The sequence below is a fragment of the Sorangium sp. So ce296 genome, from assembly GCF_051529605.1.
Taxonomy (GTDB): Bacteria; Myxococcota_A; Polyangia; order Polyangiales; family Polyangiaceae; genus Sorangium; species Sorangium cellulosum_D.
Genome location: NZ_CP150325.1, coordinates 6944252 through 6969287, shown reverse-complemented (window position 1 = coordinate 6969287; position 25036 = coordinate 6944252). Strand labels below are relative to the sequence as shown.

At 74.4% G+C, this 25036-nt stretch carries 14 protein-coding genes and 1 riboswitch; of the genes, 11 read left to right on the top strand and 3 right to left on the bottom strand.

Features of this window, described 5'->3' with window-relative positions; all coding sequences use genetic code 11:
* Nucleotides 1-145 precede the first annotated feature (145 nt).
* The 4 genes from WME98_RS25960 (at nt 146) to WME98_RS25945 (ending at nt 3972) form a co-directional block, all read left to right on the top strand.
* Entirely contained in the window at nt 146-451 is a 306-nt protein-coding gene (locus WME98_RS25960) for a YbaB/EbfC family nucleoid-associated protein (RefSeq protein ID WP_237244945.1), read from the top strand.
* On the top strand, nt 448-1152 hold the full coding sequence (recR, locus tag WME98_RS25955) for a recombination mediator RecR (RefSeq protein WP_437953738.1): 705 nt from the start codon (nt 448-450) through the stop codon (nt 1150-1152). The genes WME98_RS25960 and recR overlap by 4 nt, the downstream gene beginning before the upstream one ends.
* A gap of 96 nt (nt 1153-1248) precedes the next feature.
* Nucleotides 1249-1635: a RidA family protein gene (locus WME98_RS25950; protein ID WP_061621620.1), complete on the top strand. Its 387-nt coding sequence runs from the start codon at nt 1249-1251 to the stop codon at nt 1633-1635.
* Between the two features lie 54 nt (nt 1636-1689).
* Entirely contained in the window at nt 1690-3972 is a 2283-nt protein-coding gene (locus WME98_RS25945) for a hypothetical protein (protein ID WP_437953737.1), read from the top strand.
* Nucleotides 3973-4099: 127 nt separating this feature from the next.
* On the opposite strand, the gene WME98_RS25940 is transcribed toward WME98_RS25945, so the two are convergent.
* From WME98_RS25940 to WME98_RS25930, 3 genes are all read right to left on the bottom strand, one after another.
* Complete coding sequence (locus tag WME98_RS25940; RefSeq protein WP_437953736.1) at nt 4100-4909, bottom strand: hypothetical protein; 810 nt, start codon at nt 4907-4909, stop codon at nt 4100-4102.
* 152 nt (nt 4910-5061) lie between these two features.
* Nucleotides 5062-6054, bottom strand: coding sequence for an aminotransferase class IV (locus WME98_RS25935; protein WP_437953735.1), 993 nt, complete (start codon nt 6052-6054; stop codon nt 5062-5064).
* Between the two features lie 14 nt (nt 6055-6068).
* Nucleotides 6069-17288, bottom strand: coding sequence for a tetratricopeptide repeat protein (locus tag WME98_RS25930; protein WP_437953734.1), 11220 nt, complete (start codon nt 17286-17288; stop codon nt 6069-6071).
* Nucleotides 17289-17522: 234 nt separating this feature from the next.
* On the opposite strand from WME98_RS25930, the gene WME98_RS25925 reads away from it, so the two are divergent.
* The 7 genes from WME98_RS25925 to WME98_RS25895 all read left to right on the top strand — a co-directional run bounded on the left by WME98_RS25925 (nt 17523) and on the right by WME98_RS25895 (nt 25029).
* Nucleotides 17523-18413, top strand: coding sequence for a 3-hydroxyacyl-CoA dehydrogenase family protein (locus WME98_RS25925; RefSeq protein ID WP_437953733.1), 891 nt, complete (start codon nt 17523-17525; stop codon nt 18411-18413).
* Nucleotides 18414-18945: 532 nt separating this feature from the next.
* Complete coding sequence (locus WME98_RS25920; protein WP_437953732.1) at nt 18946-19767, top strand: enoyl-CoA hydratase/isomerase family protein; 822 nt, start codon at nt 18946-18948, stop codon at nt 19765-19767.
* Between the two features lie 1212 nt (nt 19768-20979).
* A riboswitch (cobalamin riboswitch) is annotated at nt 20980-21183 on the top strand.
* Nucleotides 21184-21260: 77 nt separating this feature from the next.
* On the top strand, nt 21261-21995 hold the full coding sequence (locus WME98_RS25915; RefSeq protein WP_061621266.1) for an energy-coupling factor ABC transporter permease: 735 nt from the start codon (nt 21261-21263) through the stop codon (nt 21993-21995).
* A complete protein-coding gene (locus WME98_RS25910; protein ID WP_437953731.1) occupies nt 21992-22294 on the top strand; it encodes a hypothetical protein in 303 nt (100 codons plus the stop codon). Before WME98_RS25915 ends, WME98_RS25910 begins: the two co-directional genes overlap by 4 nt.
* Nucleotides 22284-23033 (top strand): CbiQ family ECF transporter T component, encoded by a 750-nt coding sequence (locus WME98_RS25905; RefSeq protein ID WP_437953730.1) that lies wholly within the window; start codon nt 22284-22286, stop codon nt 23031-23033. The genes WME98_RS25910 and WME98_RS25905 overlap by 11 nt, the downstream gene beginning before the upstream one ends.
* Entirely contained in the window at nt 23030-23866 is an 837-nt protein-coding gene (locus WME98_RS25900; protein WP_061626885.1) for an energy-coupling factor ABC transporter ATP-binding protein, read from the top strand. Before WME98_RS25905 ends, WME98_RS25900 begins: the two co-directional genes overlap by 4 nt.
* Entirely contained in the window at nt 23842-25029 is a 1188-nt protein-coding gene (locus WME98_RS25895) for a CbiX/SirB N-terminal domain-containing protein (RefSeq protein WP_437335588.1), read from the top strand. The genes WME98_RS25900 and WME98_RS25895 overlap by 25 nt, the downstream gene beginning before the upstream one ends.
* Nucleotides 25030-25036: the final 7 nt, after the last annotated feature.

Genomic DNA, 25036 nt, shown 5'->3' with positions numbered 1-25036 from the left:
TCCCTGGAGAGGCGGAAGCGCCCGCTCGCGGCGAGACGGACCGGACCGGGCAGGGCCGGCCGGGCTCTCCGCGTCCCCTTCCCGGTTGCGGCGCGGCGCGGTTCACGGCATAGACCGCCGTCTGACCATGCAATTTCGCGGCGGAATGAATGAGCTGGTTCGCCAGGCGGCGCGCATGCAGCGCAAGATCGACCAGGTGAAGGGCGAGCTGAAGGACCGCGAGGTGAGCGCGACCGCCGCCGGCGACAAGGTCACCGTCGTGGTCTCCTGCGAGGGAAAGGTGCGCAGGATCGACGTCGACCCCGCCTTCCTCGCCAGCGAGGGCCTCGAGATGGCGCTCGACGCCATCGTCGCCGCGTCGAACTCGGCGCTCGAGACGGCCGACAAGCTCGTCGAGAGCGAGATCGCCAAGGTGACCGGCGGCGTGAAGCTCCCCGGCATGCACACTTGATCGCGTTGCGTCCCCCGGCCTCGCTCCCCGGCTCCTCGAAGCTCCCGAACGGCGGCCCCGCCGGCTTCCGCAGCGCGCCCGGCGGCCTGCCCGGCCGGCTGTCGCGCGTCGCCCAGCTGCTCGCCCGCCTGCCGGGCGTCGGCGAGAAGACGGCGCAGCGCTTCGCCCTCTTCCTCGTGACCGCCGGCGAGGACACCGCGCGCGACCTCGGCAGCGAGCTCGCGGAGCTCTGCGACCACATCCGGCCGTGCACCCGGTGCGGCCACATCGCCGAGCTCGACGACGACGGCCGGGCGCTCTGCGCCATCTGCCAGGACTCGCGGCGCGACGGCGCCCTCCTCTGCGTCGTCGCGCGCGTCCAGGACCTGCTCGCGATCGAGCGGAGCGGGGCGATGCGCGGGCGCTACTTCGTGCTCGGCCGGCTCCTCTCGCCGCTCGAGGGCGTCGGGGCCGAGGAGCTGCCCCTCGAGGCGCTCCGGGCGCGCGTGCGCGACCCCGAGCAGCCGGTGCGGGAGGTGCTCGTCGCCACCCCGCCCTCGGTCGACGGGGAGGCGACCGCGCTGCTCCTCGCGCGCGAGCTCGGCGCCATGGGGATCCAGGTCACGCGGATTGCCAGCGGCGTACCGCACGGGGGAGATCTGGAGTTCGCCGACCAGGTGACGCTGGGGCGAGCCATCGAAGGCCGGAAGAGCTTCGGCTAGCGAACACCGCGCAGCTCGGCCCCCGACCCACGCGAGCGAGGGCCGGGGCCGGCGGGCCTTCCGCACGCCGGGGCGCTCCACGATTCAGAGGTCGACATGTCCAAAACCGCAATCACATCCGACCGGGCACCGCGCGCCATCGGGCCCTACTCGCAGGCCGTCAGGGCCGGCGACCTCGTGTTCTGCAGCGGCCAGATCCCGATCGATCCCGCGACGGGCGAGCTCGTCGGAGGGGGGATCGAGGCGCAGACGGCCCAGGTGATCAAGAACCTGACCGAGGTGCTGTCCGCGGCCGGCGCGGGCTGGGACGACGTGGTGAAGACCACGATCTACCTGACGAACCTCGCCGATTTCGCCGTCGTCAACCAGGTGTACGGGGCGGCCGTCGGCGGCGCGCCGCCCGCACGGGCGACGGTGCAGGTGGCGGCGCTGCCCAAGGGCGCCGCCGTCGAGATCGAAGCTGTTGCCCATCTATCGCGATAATCGGGGAGCCGCGGCCGCGGCCCCCATCTCCAAAATGTCCCCGGGAGCCTCGACATGAGCACAAAGAACGAGAGCGAGAGCACGGAGCGGACCGCCAGCGCAGTTCCCGAACCTGCGCACGAGGGCGCCCCCGATGCAGAGAGCGGAGACAAGCCGCGCGCGCGCAGGGTCGTCCGCTCGGCGAGCACGGCGGCCTCCGCGAAGCGGGCCGACGAGCCGTCCGAGGGCGCCTCGGCGCAGCCCGCCGGCGAGGCGCCGCGCCCCTCGGCGAAGGCCGCCGCAAAGGAGCCGCAGGGCTCGCTGCTGGACGTGATCGCGCCCCGCAAGCGGCCGGCGCTGGCGGACGCGCCGCCGCCGGCCACGACGCCGCCCACGACGCCACCCACGACAGAAGACGCCGCGCCGCCGCCCACGGCCGCGCCGCGCGTCGTGCGCGACTACCGCGCGCCCAGGCCCGAGCGAGCCGCCGCGCCCTCCGGCGCGCCGCGGTTCGACCGGGGGCCGAGGCCCGACCGCGGCCCGCGCCCCGACCGGGGGCCGAGGCCCGACCGCGGCCCGCGCCCCGACCGGGGACCGCGGCCCGACCGCGGCCCCAGGCCGGAGCAGGGACCCGGCGCGGCGCAGGGGGCCGGCGGGGAGCAGGGCGCGAGGCCCGACCGGGGGCCCAGGTTCGACCGGGGGCCGAGGCCCGACCGCGGCCCGAGGCCCGACCGCGGCCCGCGCCCCGACCGCGGCCCGCGCCCCGACCGGGGGCCGAGGCCCGACCGCGGGCTGTCGGCGCGGCCGGTCGCGGAAGGCGGACGGACGGGCGGCGGGGACGCGCGGCCCTCGGGCGCCGAGGGACGAGCGCCCGCGGCGGCGAAGCAGCAGCAGAGCGACCGGATGGTGACCGTGGTCGGCCAGGGCGCCGCCGCGACGGTGGTGACGGGCAAGGGCGGCCGGCCGCAGGGCCCGGCCAAGCCGGCGCACCTCCTGTTCGCGCTGCCGGCGGCCAAGGCGAAGCAGGTCGCGGCGGCGGACAAGCCGGCGCTCACGGCGCGCGAGGCGCTCGCCGCGAAGGCGAAGGCGAAGCAGGCGACATCGGCCGCGAAGAGCAAGGCCGACGGCGGGGCGCGGCCCGAGGGCAGCGCGGGCGCCGAGGCGGCCAAGGTCGAGTTCGACGCCGAGGTGCTCGCGGCGGGCTGGGACCGGGCGATCGAGGCGCTGCGGTCGGCGGGCGACGCCGCGCCGGCGCTCGTCGACGCCTGGCTCGGCGCCTCCAACGCGGAGGCGATCGCGGCGGCCGCCGAGTCGGAGGAGGCCTCCGGCGCGGCGCGGAAGGCGGCGCGGCGCGCGCTCAACGTGATGAAGTCGCGCGGGGCGGCGATCCCGACGCGGCCGCGCGTGGTGCGGCTCGCCGAGGAGCGCGCCGAGGTGGTCGAGGCGACGCTGATCCCGCCGGACTCGAGCGGCACCGAGGCGATCGCGATCACGAGCCGCGACACCAGCGGCCGCTACCGGATCGCGGAGGTGATCGTGCGCGAGGGGGTCGGCGTGGTGCACGCCGGCGCGGGGTGGCTCAGCGGCTCGCAGCTCAAGGAGGGCCGGGCGCGCGCGCAGGACAACCTGGGCACGGCGCCCGTGCCCGTCTCGCTGGAGTGGGCCCGCCACCGGATCGCGCTCGCGAAGCGGCAGAACGCCGCGTCGGGGCAGGTCCTGCCGCTCGGGCTGGAGGGGTGTCGCGATCTCGTCGAGCCCGCGCCCGAGGCCGAGCCGCGGCACCCGGTGGCCGACCTCGAGGAGAGCCTGACGGACGAGCAGGTGGCGTCGCACATCGCCGGCTCCGCCTCGCTGCACGACGAGCCGGAGTTCCGGCACTGGCTGCCCGCGCGGCAGGCGCTCGACGAGCTCCTGCAGAAGGTCGGCCAGCGGCTCGGGACCGCCGGGATGCGCGATCCCGCGCTGGTGAACACGGCGCTGCGGGAGGAGCTCGAGCTCGCGACCGACCGGTTCTTCTCGCCCGAGGTGCGCGGGCAGCTCGCGACGCGCATCCGGAGCAGCGCGGTCTCGCTGCGCGCGCGCAAGGGCGACGCGGCGGCCACCGCCGCCCTCGCCGTGGCGCGCGCCATCAAGGAGGCGGGGCTGATCACCTCGCCGCCGCGCGAGATCCCCTTCCTGGCGGCGTTCTTCCAGAAGGCGCTCGGCGTGCTCGCGCAGCAGGGCGGCGGGCAGCTGCGGGTGCCGGTCCCGGCGGGCGCGGCCGCGCCGGCCGGGGGCGGCGAGGCGCCTGCCGAGGGCGCGGGCGGCGAGGCGCCGAGCGGCGAGGGCGCCGAGGCGCAGCAGGCGGCCGGCGGGTGATCGAGGGCGCCGGCGACGCCGGCGCGTGATCGAGGGCGCCGGCGACACCGGCGCGCTCGACACAAAGAACCGAGAGGCGAGCCCGGATCCTTCCGGCGCTCGCCTCTCGGCTTTTGTCCTGGCGGAGCTACTTCACGTCGATGGTGATGTCGCCGTTCTCGGTGAAGAGCTCGAGGAGGCCGCCGTCGCCGTCGCCCATCGTGTACGACGTCGCGCTGCCCTCCCCGGCGGTCGCCCACGTCGAGGGGATGCCCTGCTCCACGACGTCGCCGTTGAGCGTCTGCGCGGTCATCGTCCCGTCGACCCCCGCCGGTACCGAGAGCTCGATCGCGCCGTTGCCGGAGGAGATCGCGCCGTCCGAGCTGCTCCACGCGTCGAGGTCGACGAAGACGCTGCCGTTCTTGGTGGCCACGTCGATCGCGCCGCGCGCGCCGACCAGGTCGATGCTGCCGTTGTTGCTCACGATGGTCGTGCCGCGGGACGGGACGCGGTCGAGGTCGACGTCGACGCTGCCGTTGTCCTGCTCGATGCGGAGCCCGCCGTCGAAGTCGTTCGGCAGGACGACCTCGATGTCGGCGCCGAGGTACCCCGAGGCGTTGCGCCTGGTACCGGTCGTGATGACGATGTCGCGGTCGGTCTTCGCGACGAGATCGAGGTCCTCCTCGATCTCCTGCACCGCGAGCTGGTTCTCGTCCTTCTTGCGCATCGTGAACGGGGAGAAGGTGACCACGACGTCGCTCACGTCCCCGGTGCGGACCTCGACGTCGCCGTTGTCGCTCACGATGCGGATGCTCTGGGTCGGGAGGTACTCGACGCGCACGCTCTCGTCGTTGCCTTCGTAGCGCACGAGGGTCTCGGCGGTGATGACACACCCGGCCGTCGCTGCGGCAGAGGCCGCGCAGATCAAGAAGCAGGCGATTCGAAGCGAGCGATTCATCATGGATTCCTCTCGAGCAAATTGTACGGCGGGCGAGGGCCGAGCCCCGTCCGGCCGCGCACGGAGCGCGCTGGCCCGCTTCTTGGACGTGGTCCCCGAGCGGCACATCCTGGATCGCAAGATTTCGACGCGGTCCGGCCGGCCGCCGCGGCTCAGGGCGCCTCCCACGGGAGAGGCGCTTCACCGAGACCGACCTTCTTGCGGAATGCGGCGTGCAGCGCCCGGGTCTTCGGCCCGGGGACGCCCGCGCCGATCGCGTGCCCGTCCACGCGCACGACCGGGACGATCTCGCGGAGGCTCGAGGTGATGAACGCCTCCTCGGCAGCGAGGAGGCGGGCCATCGTGACCGGCTCGCAGCACACGGGGATGCCGAGCTCGCCCGCGACGTCGATGACGTTGGCCCGGGTGATGCCGACGAGGATCCCGGCCTCCCTGGGCGGCGTGATCAAGAGGTGCCCCGCGTCCTCCGCGCCCTCGTGCGCGGGCGGCCGCCGCTCCACCAGGAAAACGTTGGACGTCGTGCCCTCGACGACGTGGCCGGACGGGTCGAGGATCAGCGCCTCGTGGGCCCCGGCGGCCCGCGCCTGGCGCAGGGCGAGGAGGCTCTCGAGGTAGTTCGAGACCTTGGCGCCCGGCGCCGCGTCGCCGGCCCGCTGGGTGGGGGTCGTGATGGCCGAGATCCCGTCGCGGTAGAGCGCGCCCGGCAGCGGCTTGAGCGGCTCGACGACGATGACGCGGAGGGGCGCGCCCGCGAGCGCGGGATCGAGCCCGAGCGGGCCGCTGCCGCGGGTGAGCATCACGCGGACGTAGCTCTCGAGCGGCGCGGCTGCGCCCGCGGCGCCAGCCGGGCCCGCGGCGCCCGCCGAGCCCGCCGTCGCTCCGGCGCCCTCCGCCGCGGTCGCGGCCCGGAGCAGCGCGCGCACCTCGCGGCCGAGCTCGTCGCGGGGGATCGGCAGCGCGATCGCGATCCGCTCGGCCGAGCGCTCCAGGCGGGCGAGGTGCTCCTCCAGCGCGAACGGCTCGCCGCCGTAGGTGCGGATGGTCTCGAAGACGCTGTCGCCGTAGAGGAAGCCGCGGTCGTAGACCGAGACCTTGGCCTCCTCCGGCCGATGGATGACACCGTCGATGCTGACGAGCCGCGTCACACGGCGAGATTACGTCACTTCTTGAGCTGCGCCAGGAGCTCCTTCGCCGGGGCGAAGTCCTTCTCGTTGTCGAGGGCGCGCTCCAGCATCTGGATCGCCTTCTTGTCGTCGTTCTGACGGTGGCTGATCACGCCGAGGTAATAGAAGACCTCGCCCTTGCTGATCGGCGCGCCCTCGTCGAGCTTCTGGAGGAGCAGCGCGCGGAAGGTCTTCTGCGCGCGGTCGATGTGCGCCGCCTTCGCCGCGTCGTCGCCCGACTCCGACAGCTCCAGCGCCAGCACGCCGAGGTCGCGGAGGATGGCGATCGAGCCCGGGTCGATCTTGAACGCGGTGTCGAGCTCGGCGAGCGCGCGCTCCCGCTGCCCCTCGGCCAGGTAGGCCTTGGCGAGGCGGTGGTGGATCGCGGCGAGATCCTTCGAGCGGCGGCCGCCGTAGGACTCGACGATCTGCTGGAGCGCCTCGGCGGCCTTCTGGCCGCGGCCCGAGGCGCTGTACGCGTCGCACAGCGCGAGCAGGAGCTCGCGATCGCCCGGCACGAGCTCCGTGGCCTTGACGAGGAGGTCCGCGGCGCGGCCGGGGTCGTTCCGCTTCGTCAGGTGGATGCCCGCCGCCTTGCGGTAGAGCGCCACCTTCTCGGCCGGCTGCGCCGCCGTCTCCGCGTCGCCGGTGATGAGATCGGCGAGCTCGGTGAAGGCCTGCTGCTTCTCGTAGAGGGCGAGCAGCTGCTTGCGGATGTCCTGCGCCGACGCGTCCGCCGCGAGGCCCCGCTCGAGCACGCGCCGGACCGCGCCCTCGTCGCCGAGGGACCGGTGCAGATCCGCGAGCCGGAGCGACGTGCTCACCGCCTCGGGGCCGCTCGCGTCCTCGAGGATCACCTCGAGCCGCTGCGCCGCCTCGGCCTTCTCCCCGCGCTGCTCGTGCAGGCGGGCCAGCGCGAGGAGCGCGCCGGGGTGGCGCGGCTCGCGCTCGAGGACCGCGCGGTAGGTCTCGATCGCCCGGGCCGTGTCGTTCAGCCGGGTCTCGTAGACCTCGCCGAGGCGGACGCTGTACGAGAGCTCCGCCGCGACGTCGCCGCGGTCCTTCGCGCGCTCGATCTGCGTGACGAACAGATCCGACAGCTCCTGATCGCGGCCGGTCTTCTCGAGCAGCTGCGCGAGCAGGACCGTCGCCTTCTCGTTGTCGGGCTGCTCGTCGAGGACCGCGCGCAGGTGCTCGGTCGCCTCGCTCACCGCGTCGAGCCGCGAGAGGCAGATCTCCGCGCTCTCGAGCCGCAGCGCCGAGCGGGCCTCGGGGGACTCGGCCAGGTCGGTGAGCCGCTCGAGGAGCGAGAGCAGCTCCTTGTGCTTGCCGGCCTTCGCGTAGAGCTCGCGCAGCGCGGTCGCGGCGCGCGCGTCGCCCGGGTCGGCCTCGAACAGCGTCTCGTAGAGCTCGATCGCCGCGGCGTCGTCGCCGAGCTTCTCGCGCGCGACCGCCGCGGCGGCGTGCCGCGCGTCGCGGATGCGATCGGCCTCGGCGTAGAGCTCGGACTGGCGCACGAGCAGCCGGAAGACCTCCTTGTGGTCGCCCGCCTCCTCGCGCACCTTCGTGAGCTCGGCCAGCGCCCAGGTGTCGCCCTCGTCCGCGGCGATCATCTCGCGCAGGATCGCCTCGACGAGCTCCCGGTCGGCGAGCGCGCGCTCGGCCAGCTCCTTCGCCTCGCGGCGGAGCTCGGCCGCGGTCCCCTCCATGCCGTCGAGGGCCGCGATCCGGCGGAGCGTGCCGATGAGGTCGCGCTCGCGCCCGGGGGCCCGCTGCAGCTCCTCGATCGACCGCAGGATGTGCTCGCTCGTGGGATCGTGCGTGAGCGCCGCCTCGTACGCCGCCTCGGCGGCCTTCGGGTCGCCCACCTTGTTCTTCTGCCACTCGGCGATGCGCATCCAGAGGTCGCGCGCCGTGTCGCCGTCGAGGTCGGCCCCGGCCCGCACCGCCCGCTCCAGCGCGGCCGCGGCGCTCGCCCAGCCGCCCGTCAGCGGGGCGAGGCGCTCGATCTCGCCGAGCACGTCGGGGTCCGACGGGTCGTCGGCGAGCGCCTTCTCGAGGGTCTCGAGCGCCGCCCGCGGGTCGTTCGAGCGCACCTCGAGCACCTTGGCGAGGTCGAGGCGCATCCGGATCCGCTCCACGCCGGTCGGCGCGAAGCGGATGCGCTTCTCGTAGAGGCGCGCCAGCGCGGCGTTGTCGCCCCGCGTGCGGTAGACGCCCTCGAGCGCCTCGGCCGCCTCGTCGAACAGCGCCGGGTCCTCGGTGAGCGCCTCGATCGCGGCGCTCGCCCGCTCGTGATCGACCGCGCGATCGAGCGCCTGCCGCAGGGTGTTCAGGCCCTGGGCCTTGTCGCCGAACGACTCGATCTGGATCACCGCGAGCCGGTAGAAGAGATCCGCCTGGTCGCGATCGCCGCTCGTCACCGCGACGCGCCGCTCGAGCACGTCCGCGAGCGCCTTCTCGTCGCCGAGGCGGCCGTAGAGCCGATCGAGCGCCTCGAGGAGCTCCGGCGTGTCGCCGGCGTGCTCGACGGCCTTGGCGTAGGCCTGGGCGCTGCGCCGGTCGTCCTTGAGCTTCTCCTCGGCGATGCGGCCGATCCGGAGGAACAGGTCCTTCGCGATCGTCGCGTCGAAGGTCGACGCGGCCCGCTGCGCGAGCGCGTCGCAGTAGCGGCCGAAGCCGTCGGTGCGCTCCGCGAGCCGCTCGATCTCGCCGTGCAGCGACGCGTCGTCCGGCGCGTCCTCCAGGGCGCGGAGCAGCGCCTGCTCCGCCTCGAGCGGGCGACCGAGCTGCACGTCCTGCACCGCCGCGATCGCCCGCAGCGTCTCGGCCCGGTCGGACGGCTCGGTCTGCGCGCGCAGGCGCAGCTCGAGCGCGGCCGCGAGCTCCTCGTGCCGGCCGGCCGCGCGGAGGACGGGCTCGAGGACCTGGGCCGCGTCGAGGCGCAGCTCCTCGCGGCCCTCGCCGATGGCCCGGACCGCCTGGATCGCGTGATCGTTCGCCGGATCCTCGTCGAGGACGAGCCGGTACTGCTCGATCGCGTCGCTCGGGCTCTCGAGCTCCCGCGCGTAGAGATCGCCGATCGCCGTCCGCAGCTTGACGCGCGCGTCCCGGTCCGCGGCGGCGCTCGCCTGGAGCATGAGGTTCGACAGGAGCTCGTCCCACATCCGCTCGGCCCGGTAGAGCCGCTCGAGCGAGGAGAGCACCGCCGGGTCGCCCGCCTTCGCGTCGAGCGCCGCGGTGAGCGCCGTGATCGCGTCGCGAGGGCTCGAGAGGTCCTTCTCGTAGCGCTCGGCGGCGCGGACGTTGAGGTCGTAGCGCAGCTCCTCCTCGTCGGGGCCCGCGAGCTCGACGCGGCGGCCGTAGAGCTCCACCAGCCGGCTCGCGGCGCCGCGGGGCTCGTGCAGCTCGATGAGCGCGTCGATCGTCATCGCGCTCTCGGGGTCGAGCTCGAGCGCCCGCTCGTACGCCTGGATGGCGCCCTCGGTGTCCTCGAGCATCTCGAGCTTCGTCTCGGCGATGCGCCGGCAGATCGAGGCGTTCTCCTCGTCCGACGCCATCTCGCTCTTCTTCTCGAGGACGGAGATCAGCGTGTCCCAGTCGCTGAGCAGCACGGCCAGGGTGTCCATCTGCTCGAGCGGCTCGGGGTCGCTCGGGTCGAGCGCGGACAGGCGCGCGTAGGCGCGGAGCGCCCGGCGCGGGTCGTCGATGCGCGTGTCGTAGACCTTGGCCAGCGACGAGAGCAGCTCGCGCTTCGTGAGCTCGTCGGACGTGATCGTCACGCCCTGCTCGAGGCTCTCCGCGAGCTCCTCCCAGGCGCCGAGCTGCTCGGCGAGCCGCTCGAGCTCGCCGCGCGTCTCGCCGTCGTCCGGATCGAGGCTGAACGCCGTCCGGATCGCGTCGAAGGCGCGGAGCTCGTCGCTCCCCCGCGTCTCCCAGAGCTTCGCCGTCTCGCGCAGCACGGCGACCTTGTCGCGCGCGTCCGACGCGAGGCCGAACCGCTCCTCGTTGAGCCGGATGAGCTGCCGCCAGTCGTCCGCCCCCTCGTAGAGCGGCCGCAGGATCTCGACGATCCGCGCCTTGTGCTGCGGGTCCTGGATCAGCGCCTCGAGCGCCCGGATCGCCTCGGCGTGCGTCGGCACCTCGCCGACGATCGCCTCGAGCTGATCGATCGCGCCCGCGGTGTCCTCGAGGCGCGTGCGGAGCAGCTCCGCCAGCGCCAGCCGGTAGGGCGCCGCCCGCTCGCCGTTCGGCGCCGCCTCGGCGCGGCGCAGGTAGAGGTCGGCGAGGTCGCGCGGCCGGTCGAGCTCGCGGTAGAGCTCGGTCAGCGCGTCGAGCGCCCGGGCGTCGTCCTCGTCGACGTCGAGCGCCGCGCGGTACGTCTCGATCGCGAGCGCGGGCTCGCGGAGCTCCGTCCGCTCCAGGCGCGCGATCGTGTGCAGGGCGTCGAGCCGGTCCTCGTCCTTCCGGTAGTCGAGCGCGGCGCGGTAGAGCTGGATGCGCTCGGCGTGGCGGCCCTCCTTGATGAGCAGCCCGTCGATCGCGTCGAACAGCTCGCGCGAGTCCGGCTCGAACTCGTGCGCGCGCCGGTACCACTTCAGCGCGTCGGCCACGTCGCCGAGCTCGGCGTAGAGCTCGCCGGTGCGCCGGCTGAGCTTCGCGCTCGACGCGTCGTCCGAGCTGAGCTCGCCGAGCTCCGCCGCGTAGATCTCCGCGAGCCGCCGCTCGGCGCTCGCGACCTTGGCGAGCCGCTCGAGCTCCGCCCAGACCCCCTCGTCGGTGAGGTCCTCGTGGAGGAGCTTCGCCACCGTCTCCAGGGCCGCGCGGTAGTCCTCGAGCTGCTCCTCGTGCAGCGTCGCGAGCCGCTGCAGGAGGTCGCGGCGCTCGACCGGGTCCTGGCTCGCGGCGAGGCGCGCCTCGAGCGCGACCCGCACCCGGTTCCAGTCCGCCCGGCGCAGGTACACCGGCTCGAGCATCTCGCCGGCGCGCGCCCGGTGCTCGGCCTCGGCCGAGCCCGCGAGGATCGTCTCGAGCAGCGAGACGGCGCCCTCGTGCGCCGGATCGATGAGCAGCGCCTCGGACAGCTCGTCGAACGCGCGCTCCAGGTCCTCGGTGTGCCGGTGCGCGACGAGCGCGATCTTGACGTGCAGCTCGGCGAGATCGCCGGCGCGCACGTCGAGCTGCCGCTCGTAGAGCCGGATGAGGTCCTGGAAGCGCCCCGCCTCGCGGTAGAGGCTGTCGAGCGCCGCGATCGCGTCCGGGTGGAGCGCGATGTCGAGGATCGTCTCGTAGGTCGCGATCGCGCCCGCCTGGTCCGCGAGCGGGCCCCGCTCGAGCTCGGCGATCCGGAAGAGCAGCCCCGTCTTCTCCTCGTCGCTCTCGGCGTTCTCGACCCGGAGCTTCAGGATCTCGAGCAGCCGCCCGGCGTCGTTCGCCTCGCCGTAGAGCTCCTCCAGCGCGATCATCGCCCGCCGGTCGTCGCCGTGGGCCTCGAGCGCCTTCTTGTACTGCTCGACCGCGAGCTCGCGGTTGTCGAGCTTGTGCCGCGCGAGCTCGCCGACCCGGAGCCGGACGTTCTGCTGCACGTCGCCGTCGAGGATGTCCGGCGCGATGCGCTGGAACAGCTCGCACACCTCGGCCCAGCGCCCGGTGGCCTCGCCCAGCCGCTCGACCGTCTCGATCCAGGTCGTCACGTCGGGCTCGCCCGCCGCCTCGCGCACGCCGCGGAGCGCGTAGCCGAACGCCCGCGACGTGTCGCCGAGCGGCCCCTCGGCCGTGCGGAGCGCCTTCTGCAGCGTGGCGAGCCGCTCGCTCGGCAGATCCGAGGTCTCGACCTTGATCTCGAGGACCCGGAGCAGGCGCTCGGCGTCGCCGTCCGCCTCGTAGAGCGGCTCGAGCGTCTCGGCCGCGTCCCGGCGCGCGTCGTCGCGCTCGAGCATCGCCTCGAGCGCCGCGCGGCAGCGCGCGTTCGACGGGTCGAGCGAGAGCGCCTGGCGGTACGCCTCGAGCGCCCCCGCCGCGTCGCCCTGGTGCAGCCGCCGCACGTCGCCGAGCCGCGCGAGCAGGTCGAGCCGCGCGGGCGTCTCCACCGCGAGCGACAGGTCCGTCTCCAGCGTCTCGGCGAGGTCGACCCAGCGCTCGTCGAGCTCGTAGAGCGCCTCGAGGGCCGCGAGGGTCGAGCGCTCGGGCCCGAACTCGTCGAGCACCGCGCGCCACGCGTTGATCGCCTCGGGCACGTCGGCGAGCCGCTGCGCGAGCGTCTCGGCCGCCTTGGTCATGGCGCGCCGCCGCTCCTCCGGCTCGGTGGTCGACTGCTCCCGCGCCCGGAGCACGGAGACGAGCTCGCGCCACTGCGAGGTCCGCTCGTAGAGCCGCTCGAGCGCCGCGAGCGCCGCCGCGTCGGCGCTGTCGTCGCCGAGCCGCGCCTGCCACGCCTCGATCGCCTTGGTCGGGTCGTCGAGCACCGTCTCGTACAGCGTGCCGATGCGCTCGTAGAGCGACCGCCGCGTGTCGGCGTCCTCCTCGAGGCGCACCTCGATCGCGAGCACGCCCGCGAGCGCCTGGTGCTCCTCCTTCGCCGCGTAGATGCGGCCGAGCGCCTGCGCCGCCGGGATCACCAGCGAGGGGTCGGTCGGATCGATGGAGAGCACGCGCCGGTAGACCTTCTCGGCCCGGTCGGCGTCGCCGAGGAGGTCCTCGCAGATCCGCGCGACTTCCATGAGGATCTCGCCGCGGATGGAGGCCGTCCCGCACGCGTCGGCGGCCGCCGTGAGCACCTCGGCCACCTGCTCGTGCTCGCCGAGGCGCCGGCCGATCTCGATGAGCCGCTCGCGCGCCGCGAGGTCCTCCGGCTCGAGCGGCAGCAGCTCCGACAGGCTGGCGAACGCGCCCGCGTCGTCCTTGAGCCGCTCGTCCTGGAGCACGCTCACGCGGCGGAGCAGCTCGCGCTGCTCCGACTCGGTCTCCGCGCCGTGGCGCCGGATCTCGAGGACCCGCACGAGCTGCCGGATCTCGTCCCGCGCCTCGTACACCGCCTCGAGCACGCGCGCCGCCCGGAGCCGGAGCGCCCCGATGTCGAGCAGCCGCTCGACGAGCTCGCGCGCCTTCGGGTCGTTCTGCCGGATGCGGAGCACGTCCTCGAGGTGGCCGAGCGACCCCTCCGGCTCGTGCAGCCGGTCGAGGTAGATGCTGCCGAGCGACAGCTTCATCTCCACGCTCTCGGCCTCGGTCGCCGTCTTCAGGCGCTGCTCGAGGAGCGCCGCGAGGTCGCGGAAGCGCCCCTCGCGCTCGTAGAGCTTCTCCAGCGAGTCGAGCGCCGCCGTGTAGAACGGATCGAGCTCGAGGATGCGCTCGTAGTAGCCGATCGCCTTGGCCGCGTCGCCGATGATCTCCTCGGCGATCAGCGCCACCTCGTTGAGCAGCTCGATGCGCTCGCTCTGGTCGGTCGTGCCCTTGGCGGCGCGGTCGTAGAGCTCCTCGAGCTCGCCCCAGCGCTCGGCCGCGGTCAGGATCTGCTTCAGCCGCTCGAAGGCGCGGTGGTTGTTCGGGTCGAGGCTCAGCACCCGCTCCAGGTAGGGCTTCGCGCCCTCCGGGTCACCGAGCTGCTCGTCGTGCAGGCTCGCCGCGCGCTCGCAGAGCTCGACCTCCACGGAGCTGCCGAGCACCTTGTCGCCCTCGGTGCGCCCCGCGACGAGGTGCACGCGGTAGGCCTCCGCGAGATCGGTCGGGCGGCCGGCGCGGCGCGACAGCTCCGCGGCGCGGTCCCAGAGCTCGATGTCGTCCGAGAACTCGTGCAGCGCCCGGAGCAGCGCGTCGAACGCCGTCCCCGCCGCGTGCAGCTTCGTCTCCTCGACGTTCGCGAGCGTGAGGTAGAGCTCCCGCCGGCGCTCCGGATCCCGCTCCGCCTCGAGGATCACCCGCAGGGCCATGGCCTCGCGCCGGTGGTTGCCCGTCTCGGCGTACTCGACCGCGAGCACCCGGGCCGCGCGCACGCGCGTCTCCGGGCGCTCGACGAGCCGCGAGAGCACGGCGATCGCGTCCGGGTCGTGCGCCGTCAGCTCGAGCGCGCGCACCGCCGCCTCGAACGCGTCCGTGGGCCGGTCCAGCCGGTCGAGGTAGAGCGTCGCGAGCTCGATCTCGCGCCGCGCCCGCTCGTCGCCCTCGCTGACGTCGCGGTGCGTGGCCACGATCTCGGCCGCCGCCTCGTACTCGCCCGCGGCGTTCAGGAGCCGCGAGAGCACCCGGAGCGCGTTGATGCGCCCGGGCGCGAGCGCGATGACCTTGCGCAGAAGCTCGATCGCCTTCGCCGGGTCGCCGAAGACCTCCTCCTCGAGCGTCGCCCACTCCTCGAGGATCTCGGCGCGGTCCTCGCCCCCGACCTGGCTCGCCCGGAGCTCGAACAGCCACCGGAGGTCGGCCTGCCGCTCGTTCGCGCGGAGGAGCGCGTCGAGCGCCCTCACCGTGGCGTCGTCGGACGGGTCGTCCTCGACGAGGCCGCGGTAGACCGTCACCGCCTCGTCGAGCTTGCCCATCTCGCGCGCGTAGACCTCGGCGAGCTTCAGCCGGAGCGTGCGCTGGACGTCGGTCGTGAGGTCGGTCGCCGTCCGGAGCCGGCCCTCGACCGCCTCGACGAACGGCCCCCAGGAGCCCGCCGCCCGCGACCAGGCCTCGAGCAGGTCGAGCCCCTCCTCGTCGGGCTTGAGCTCGTAGGCGCGGCGCGCGTAGCCGAGCGCGCTCGCCTTGTCCGAGAGCGGGCCGCCCGTCACCGCCGCGAGCTTGCGCAGCATGCCGACCTGCGCCTCGGCGTCGTCGGTCGCGTCGAGGAGGATCTCGTAGAGCGCCGGCAGCCGGGCCCACTTCTCCTCCTCCTCGTAGATCGGCACGAGCGCCGCCGCGGCGCGCGCGTCCCGCGGCGAGACGCTGAGCACGCGCTCGTACGAGCGCGCGGCGCGCTCGGGCGCCTTGAGCTGCTCCTCGAAGATCCGCGCCGCGCGGAAGGAGATGTCGAGCTTCGTCGCGGGGTCGGTCGCCTTGTCCGCCGCGCCCGAGAGGAAGTCGACGAGGCCCTCCCAGTCGTTCTGCGAGGCGTAGAGCTCCTCGAGCCCGTCCCAGTCGCCCGCGGCGAAGTACGCGTCGCGCAGGACGCGGAGCGCGCGCGCGTGCCCCGGCGAGAGCGTGAGCACCCGCCGCCACGTCCGCGCCGCCTGGGCCGGGTCCTTGAGGCGCTCGGCGTACACGGCCCCGAGCTTCTGCAGCGAGACGAGGCGCGCGGCGTCGTCGGCCGCGAGGTCGACGCGCCGCTCGAGCACCTCGGCGACCGTGGCGAAGTCCTTCTCGCGCTCGGCCTGCTTCTCCAGCGCGTCGAGCACCCCGGGGGCGCTCGGGTCGAGCTCGAGGATCCGCTTCTGGAGCGCGATCGCGTCGGCGCCGCGATCGAGCCGCTCGGCCGCGAGCTTGGCCATCTCGCCGAGGAGCTCGATCTTCGCAGCGCCCTCGGCGCTCTCGAGCTTGCGCTCGTAGAGCGAGTAGAGCTGCGGCCACGCGCGCCGCTTCAGGTACAGCTCGCGGAGCTTCTGCTGCGCCTCCTCGTCGATCGGCTCGACGGTGAGCAGCGCCTCGTACGCCGCGATGGCGTTCTGCACGTTCGAGAACTGGTCGAACCAGCGCCGCGCGACCGCGCGGTAGAGCCCCGCCTTCTCGGCGCGGCTCTCGGTCAGCTCGGCGAGGCGCTGCTGGTACGAGAGCAGGTCGCGCCAGCGGCCGAGCGCCTCGTAGATGCGGGTGAGCTCCCGCACGGCGTCCACGTCCTTGTCGTCGAGCTGGACGATCTGGGTGAGGACCGTGACGAGCGCCGCGTCGTTCTTGGCGCGGTCGCGGTAGATCCCGGCGATCTCGCGGAGCACGGCGACCCTGCCGGCGACGTCGTCGGCGGGCGTGCGCTCGAGATCCTGCCGGTAGAGCTCGACGAGGGCGTTGTACCCCTCGGTCTGCAGGTAGAGGCGCTTCAGGGCGTCGCGCGCCTGGCGGTTCTCCGGGTCGGTCCGGAGCACGGACTTGTACTGCTCGATCGCCTTGGCGGCGTTCTCCTGCGACTCGGCGAGCCGCGCGAGCTCGGTGGCGATGGCGCGCTTCTCGGGGCCGTCGGGCAGGGCACGCTGCGCGTCCGTGAGGATGGTCGTGAGCCGCGGCTTGTCGCCGCGCTGCTCCAGGACCTCGCGGTAGAAGTTGAGCATCCCGGCGTGCGCCGCGTCGGCGCGCCGCACGCGGTCGAAATAGGGCTCGGCCGCCTGGGGCTGGCCGCGCATGCGCCAGTGGACCATGGCGATCTGCACGAGCATGCCGAGCTCCTCGCCGGGCTTCACGCCGCCGCTGCGGAGCTGGTCCTCGTACAGCGCGACCAGGCGATCCCAGTCGCCCGCGGCGGAGTACGCCTCGGCCAGGAACGAGAGCGCCTCGGGCTGGCCCGGCGAGAGGTCGAGCACCTCCTCGTAGGCCGCGACCGCGCGGGCCGGGTCGCTCAGGTGGGTCTTGATCGTGCGCGCCGCGCGGAGGCCCGCCGCGACGCGGTCCTCCTTGGCCTGGGCCTCGGCCTTGACGAGCGACTGGACGCGGACGACGGCCTCCCAGTCGCCGGCGGCGGCGAAGGCGATCTCCGCGAGGTTGGCGGCGCGGCGGTTCTTCGGGTCGAGCTTGAGGGCGAGATCGATGAGCTCGGTCACCTTCTCGCCGAGCTCGGCGCGGCCGTAGCGGTAGGCGATGTCGGCCGCGCTCGTGGTGAGCGCGCTCTTGAAGGCGCCGTCCGTCGCGGCCTCGGCCTCGGCCACGTAGCGGTCCACGAGGTCGCGCCACCGCTCGCGCTTCGAGGCGTCGGTCTCGAGGGCCTCGGCGGCGTCGTCGTCGTCGGGGCGCAGCTCGAGCAGCCGCTTGTAGGCGGCCGTCGCGCGGTCCACGTCGATGAGCTCCTCGTGGTAGACGCGGGCGAGCTCCGCCTGCATCGCGCCCTCGACCGGGCTGCCGGCGGCGAGCGCGATCTCCAGCTCGAGCAGGCGGGCGACGGCCTGCCACTCGCGCCGCTGCTCGTGCCGCGCGCGGGCGGCGCCGAGCAGGCGCTCGACGTCCCCGGCGCCCGCGCCGTTGTTCGGAGCGGTCACGGCCTCCGCGAGCTCGTTCCAGGCCGCCTCGTTTTCGGGCTCATCCTGCAGGCGCCCAAGGGCCATCCGAATCGTCTCAACGCTCATCGTCTCTCCGCGGACCTCGCGAGATCGGTCCGGTCCGTTCACGGGCCGGGCGAAGATAGCCGGGCGGCCGCCGCGGTTTCAAGGTTCCTCGCCCCCGCGGGTCGGGAAGCGCGGGCGGAGCTTTCGCGTGCTTCTGCTGCGGGGACGGCCAGCGGGCGGGCCGTCGGCATGGGCGGTTCACCGCGCCCTCGGCTTCGGGTATCAACCGCGGCCATGGAAGCTACGACGATCAAGCGCTTCGGGGTGATCGGCGCGGGCCAGATGGGGCGAGGCATCGCCCAGGTCGCCGCGGCCGCGGGCCTCGAGGTGGTCCTGTGCGACGTCTCGAGGGCGCTGGCGGAGTCGGGCAAGGCCCAGATCGCCGCCATCCTCGCGAAGCTGGTGGAGAAGGGCAAGCTGGCCGCCGAGGCGCGGGAGGCGCTCCTCGGCCGCGTGGCGGTCGCGGACGGCATCGCCGGCCTGTCGGGGGTCGACCTGGCCGTCGAGGCGGTGACCGAGAACTTCGAGGTGAAGAGCGGGATCTTCAAGCTCGCGGACGCGGCGATGCCGAAGGGGGCGATCCTGGCGTCGAACACGTCGTCGATCTCGATCACGCGGCTCGCGGCGGTGACCGGCCGGCCTGAGCTGGTCATCGGTATGCACTTCATGAACCCGGTGCCGCTGATGAAGCTTGTCGAGCTCGTCCGGGGGGTGCAGACGTCGGACGCGACGTACGAGGCCGTCCGGGCGCTCGCGGTGGGGCTCGGCAAGACGGTGATCACCTCGAAGGACCAGCCGGGGTTCATCGTGAACCGGATGCTGATCCCGTTCCTGAACGAGGCGTGCTTCGCGCTCCAGGAGGGGCTGTCCACGCCGGAGGACATCGACGCGGGGGCGCGGCTCGGGCTGAACCACCCGATGGGGCCGCTGGAGCTCGCGGACCTGATCGGGCTGGACACGGTGCTCTCGATCGCGGAGGTGCTGCACCGGGAGTTCGGGGACTCGAAGTACCGGGCGCCCACGCTGCTGCGGAACCTGGTGGCGGCGGGGTGGTACGGGAAGAAGAGCGGGCGGGGGTTCTACGTGTACGACGAGAAGGGGCAGAAGACGGGGCGGGCGGTGTAGTGGAGGGGGGCGCGGCTGCGACGGAGCCAGCGGAGGAGGGGGTGCCGCGCGGGGGGCCGGCGGGGGCCCCTCCCACAAACTCGCGCCTTTTGGGGGGCTATTGCCGTGGGAATGGGTGGGTCGGTCCCGGAGGGCGTCGCAAGGAGCACGCCGGCGCTCGGGTTTGTGGGGCCCTACCCCGCCGGCCCCCCGCGCGGCACCCCCTCCTCCGCTGGCTCTCTCCAGGGCGGGACGGGGGTGGATGGCGGGGCTGCGCTGCGGTTCGGAAGACGGCCTGTCTGCGCGACTCCCCTCGATAGCGCGCGGGCCGTGCGCACTTATCAAAGTGACGAATAGGCGCCAGCGCAGGGCGCTTGCTGGGGCCGCTCGAGACTCGGAGTTCGTTCCATATTCCAGAACGGGCGCGTGACTTCCGCTGGAAATCGCTCGTTCGTCGGCTCAGCACAGTGGGCCCAGGCGGGCACGAAATGCCCCCTTCCCCGGCGCACGGCGCGCGCTTCCCCCCGGCGCCGGGCGCTGCTAACCACCGGTCATGACCGCTCAAGAACAGCAGCCGGGGGTCCCTGCTCGCGGTGCGCTCCAGCTCGTCGCCGTCGAGCGCGCGGGCCACGTCGCCACCGTGACCATCCAGCGGCCCGACAAGCTCAACGCCCTGAACCCCGCCGTCCTCGGCGACCTCACCGCGGCCTTCCACGACCTCCTCGCGCAGGGCAGCGAGGTGCGCGCGGCCGTGCTCACCGGCGCCGGCAAGGCGTTCGTTGCCGGCGCCGATATCGCGGAGATGGCCGCCATGAACAGCATCGCCGCGAAGCGGTTCGCCGAAGCAGGCCACCGCCTCGCCGACCTCATCGAGACCGCCCCGTTCCCCGTGATCGCCGCGGTCAACGGCTTCGCGCTGGGCGGCGGCTGCGAGCTCGCCCTCGCCTGCGACTTCATCTACGCCGCGGAAGGCGCCAAGCTCGGCCAGCCCGAGGTGAACCTGGGCGTCATCCCCGGGTTCGGCGGCACCCAGCGGCTGCTGCGGCGGGTCGGCCCCGGCCGCGCGCGCGAGCTCATCTATTCAGGCGACATGATCACCGCCGAGCAGGCGCTCTCGATCGGCCTCGTCAACGCCGTCTTCCCGGCGGCCGAGCTCCTCGCGCGCGCCCGCGAGACCGCCCTCAAAATCGCCTCGCGCGGGCCGCTCGCCGTCGCCGCCGCCAAGCGCGTCCTGCTGCGCGGCGAGAGCCTCGACCTCACCGCCGCCAACGAGCTGGAAGCCCAGGCCTTTGCCGCGCTCTTCGGCAGCGAGGACCAACAGCTCGGAATGAAAGCGTTCCTGGCGAAATCGAAGGCCACGTTCACAGGAAAGTGAGTTTTCGAACAGCGCGCCAGGAGACCCCAAAAAAAGACCGCGTGTCATGCTGGAGGGGGGCCAGACATGACCGCGGTAGGGAAACCGCAGCGGCGCGGAGAACGTCCGCTGCGGTGCTCGAGATAGCCCGCACGCGCTCCGGGCCGGGGGGGGAAACCGCGCCGGTGCGCATGCGGTGATCGGAGTGTGGCACCCGGAAGCAGGTTGTCGATAACAAAGTGCAACCGCTGCACGCGGATGAGCGAATTGCTACCGGCACGATGACAGCCAGGTGACAGCGCAGCGCGCACATCGCCGATTTTCGCGAATGCGCGTTCGAGCCGGGCATACCCGCGCCGGAGCAGCGTCCGGCGGAGTCGCTCGCCGCGCCCTCGAAAAGAGAACACGAGAGCCCGCCGCCGTTCACGCCAGGCTCCGCGACGAAGCGAGCCTGGCACGGAACACTCGCTCACAAGTAAAGAGCCAGGACGAACAAAGCACACTGCAGCGAGAAAATCACCGGAACGTGCGCAGCACGCGCGGGGCGGCGCACGCTCCGAGCGGGCCCCCGGGGAGCGAGCGGCGATCCCGGGATGAACAAGTAAAGAGACTTTAACCACAGAAGCACATCGCTTGCAGCTTTTTCGAGGAAGCTTGTCCGCGTGCGTCTCGGTCAATTTCGCGGAAGCCACGTTGCCCCCGGAGGGCGCGAGCGCGCGCAGCGCAGCCTGTCGGCTCGACAGGACGGCACCACACGCGGTGGACATCGCGGCAGCGGCTGACCGGCCGCTCGCAATGCCGTGAGGCCGGGCGCGGTACAGCGCGCCCCTCCGCCGCGCCGGACCTCCGGACGCCGGGAGCGCTCGGCGGCCCGCGACGCGCTGGACGGCCCGCGGCGGAAGCCCGCGCGCGCGGCTCATCACGGAGCTCGTTCCGGCGTGAGACGCGCCAGCGCGCGCCGCCGGACGGCCGCCGCGAACGCGCCAGCGCGCGCCGCCAGACGACCGCCGCGAACGCGCCGGCGCGCGCCGCCAGACGGCCGCCGCGAACACGCCGGCGCGCGCCGCCAGACGGCCGCCGCGAACACGCCAGCGCGTGCCGCCAGACGGCCGCCGCGAACACGCCAGCGCGCGCCGCGGCCGCGGGGCAGCCGCCGCAGGGCGAGCGCCTGCCCCGCGGCCGCGGCGCGACGTCCTTGACGCCGGGCGCGAAACGGGACTACCGAGCATCCATCTGACAATCCACACCTCGGGTGCCCTCTGGGCATAACAGGGAAGCCGGTGCGAAACCGGCGCGGTACCGCCACCGTGAGTGGGGAGCCGCCTCCAAAGACCACTGGGCCTCTGATGAGGCCTGGGAAGGTGGACGCGGCGCTGGGAGCCCGAAAGGCCCCCTGAACCCATCAGCCGGGAGACCTACCCGAGCCCCCCACGAGGTGCAGCTTGCGCACGTCTTCGTGGCGTTCGGGTGCGGACTTCACCCGGAGCGCCGAAATCGGTCTTCACGGCCGCGCTGTGTCCATCGCCGCCGTGCTCCTCGCGACGCTGCTCGCGCCCCGGCCCGCGGCCGCGATGCACCTCGCGGAAGGCGTCCTGCCGCTCGGCTGGTGCGCGGTCTGGAACGCGCTCGCCCTTCCCTTCGTCGCCGTCGCCCTCCACCTGCTCCGGCGCCGCACCCGGGACGACGCCTTCTACAAGCCGTTCGTCGGCCTCGTCGCCGCCGCCGTCTTCGCGATCTCGTGCATGCCCGTGCCGGTGCCGACCGCAGGGACCTGCTCCCACCCGTGCGGCACCGGGCTCGCCGCGGTGCTCATCGGTCCCTGGATGACCGTCCTCGTCACCGTGGTGGCGCTCCTCATCCAGGCCCTCTTCCTCGCGCACGGCGGGCTCACCACGCTCGGCGCCGACGTCGCGTCGATGGGCATCGCGGGCGCGTTCACCGGATACCTCGTCTTCCGGCTCGCGCGGCGCTGCGGCGCGAGCCTCTGGGTCGCGGGGTTCCTGGCCGGCGTGACGTCCGACTGGGCCACGTACGCGACCACGGCCCTCGAGCTCGCGCTCGGGCTCGCGGGCGACGGGTCGGTGGGATCCATGTTCACCGGCGTCGCCCTGGCCTTCGTCCCCACCCAGCTGCCGCTCGGTTTGCTCGAGGGTGCCATGACCGCGGGAGCGCTCGTCTTCCTGCGCGCCCGGCGGCCCGACATCCTCGAGCGGCTCCAGGTCGTCCCGCTCCCCGCGGGGGCGTCGTGACGCGGCGGGCCGCGCAGCGCGCGCTGCTGGCCGCCGCCGCGCTCTGGCTCGCCGCGTGCGGCGACGCCTCGTGGGACGGGGTCGACGAGGCCGTCGTCCGCCGCGTCGCCGAGGACGCCGGCCGCCACGACACGGGGCCGCTGTTCGCGGGCCTCGAGGGCGACCTCCTGCTCTTCGCCTTCCTCTGGGCAGGGCTCCTCTCCGGCTTCGCCCTGGGCTACTTCTCGCGCGTGCTCTTCGTGGAGCGCGCCGGCCAGCCCGCCGGCAAGCCCGGCGGCGACGGGCTCCGTGCGGATTGACCCCCCCGCGCGGCTCCGCGACGTGGATCCCCGGCTCCGCCTCGGGGCCGCCGTGGCCGCGTGCTGCGTCGCCGCGGGCGCGCGCTCGCCCTGGACGCCGGCCGCGCTGCTCGCCGTCGCGTGCGCGGCCCTCGCCCTCCAGGGCGTGACCGCCGGCGCCATCCTGCGCGCCTTCGCGCCCGCCGCGTGGCTCGGAGGGGTCGCCGCGGCCCTCGCGCTCGCGCTCACCCCGGGCGAGCCGCTCCTCGCGGGCGCGCCGTTCCCGCTCGACGCGATCGCGCGCGACGGCGCCCGCCGCGCCGCGGCCATCGCCGCGCGCGTCCTCGCGGCCGCCGCGGTGCTCCGGTGGCTCTCGAGCGCCGCCGCGCCGGCCGAGATCGAGGCGGCGCTCGCCGGGCTCGGCGCGCCCGCGGCCCTCGTCGAGCTGCTCGCGCTCGCGCGGCGCTTCGCCGGCGTGCTCCAGCGCGCCGCCGACAGCGCGTGGAGCGCCGCCGCGCTCCGCGGCGGGTTCGCGCGCCCGGGCGCCGCCGCGCGCTCGGCCGGCGCCGTCGCGGGCGTCGTGGCGCTCCGGACCCTGGAGCGCTCCGAGCACGCCGCCGTCGCCATGCAGCTCCGCGGCTACCGGGGGGAGCTCCCCGTCGCCGACCGCCGGCCGAGCGCGCCCGCCGCGAACCTCGCGTTCGCCGCCGTCGCCCTCGCGGCCCTCGGCCTCAGCGTCGCCGCCGGAGCGGCGGGATGAGCGCGATCGCCCTCCGCGCGCCCAGGGTGGGCTACCGCGGCGCCGAGCCCGCGCTGCGCGACGTGCGCCTCGACGTCGCCGAGGGCGAGTCCGTGGCGGTGCTCGGCGGCAACGGCGCCGGCAAGACCGCGCTGCTCCGGACGCTCGTCGGGCTCCTCCCCGCGCCCGGCGGCAGCGTCGAGATCTCCGGCCGCCGCGTGGGCTCGCCCTCGGACGCCGTGGCCGCGGGCGCCGCGCTCGTGCTCCAGGACCCGGACGACCAGTTGCTCGGCGCGACGCTCCTCGACGACGTCCTGTTCGGCCCGCGGAACCTGGGCCTGCCCGCGCCCGAGGCGCGGCGCCGCGCCGAGGCGGCGCTCTCGGCCGTGCAGATCGCGCACCTCGCCGGCCGCGCGATCGAGGCGCTGAGCTTCGGCGAGCGCAAGCGCGCGTGCATCGCCGGGATGCTCGCGATGCAGCCGCGCGTGCTGCTGCTCGACGAGCCGACCGCGGGGCTCGACCCGGAGGGCGAGCTCTCCCTGTGCCGGACGCTGCGCGCGCTCTCGGAGCAGCAGGGGACCACGCTGGTCGCCGCGACGCACGCGGTCGACCTCGTGCCGCTGTTCGCGACGCGCGCGGTGCTGCTCGGCGACGGGCAGGTGCTCGCGGACGGGCCGCCGCGGGAGGTGTTCGCGGCCGGCGAGCTCCTCGCGCGGGCGCGGCTCAGGCGGCCGTGGGTCGCGGAGCTCTGGACCCGGCTGGGCCCGGCCGAGCCGCTCGACCCGCGGGGCCGCGCAATGCTCCCGCTCACCCTGGAGGAGGCGCTCGCATGCATGACGAAGGGCTCCTGCTGATCGGCCACGGCAGCCGCGACGCCGCGTCGAACGCCGAGTTCGAGGCGCTCGTCGCCGATTACGGCGCGTCGCGGCCCGGGCTCGTGGTGCAGCACGGCTACATCGAGCTCGCGACGCCGTACCTCGCCGACGCGCTCGCGGCGCTCGCGGCGCGGGTGTCGCGGGTGGCGGTCGTGCCGCTGTTCCTGTTCGCGGCCGGGCACGTGAAGAACGACATCCCCCTGGCGCTCGAGCAGGCGCGGGCGGCGCACCCGGGCGTGCGCTTCTCGGCGGCGCGGCACCTCGGCGTGCACCCGGCGCTCGCGGAGCTCGCGTTCGAGCGCGCCGCGTCCGCGCTGCCGGACGACCCGGCGGCGCGCGCCCGGACGGCGCTCGTCGTGGTGGGGCGCGGGTCCAGCGACCCGGACGCGAACGGCGATTTCTGCAAGATGACGCGCCTCATCGGCGAGGGCCGGGGGCTGCTCCTGGTCGAGCCGACCTTCATCGGCGTCACGCGGCCCTCGGTGGAGGAGACGCTGGAGCGCGTCGCGCGCCAGCGGCCCGAGCGCGTCGTCGTCCTCCCCTACTTCCTCTTCGCCGGCCGGCTCATGACGAAGCTCGCCGAGCAGGTCGACCGCTTCGCGTCGACGTACCCGTGGATCCGCGCGTCGCTCGCGCCCCACCTCGGCCGGTCGAGCGCGCTGTCGGGGCTGATCGACGAGCGCGCGCGCCAGGCGCTCGCCGGCGAGGCTCCCCTCCCCTGCGACACGTGCATGTACCGCACGGCCCTGCCGGGGCTCGCCCGGGAGGTCGGCGGGCTCAAGGCGATGCTCTACAGCGTGCGCCACACGCTCACGCACACGCAGGCGTCGAACCACCCGCACGCCCACCGCCCGCTGCGCAAGCACGTGCTCGTCTGCGGCAACGCCGACTGCGTGGACCGCGGCAGCCTGGCGCTGCTCGAGTCGCTGCGCCGCGGCGTGAAGCAGGCCGGCCAGCAGCAGCAGATCCGCGTGACGAGGACGTCGTGCATGGGGCGCTGCGGCGAGGGGCCGACGGTCGCCGTCTACCCGGACGGCGTGTGGTACCGCGGCGTCCGCGAGGAGGACGCGAAGGACCTCGTGGAGGAGCACCTGCTCGGCGACCGGCTGGTGGCGCGGCTCGTCGACGACATCATGCAGTGAGGCGCGG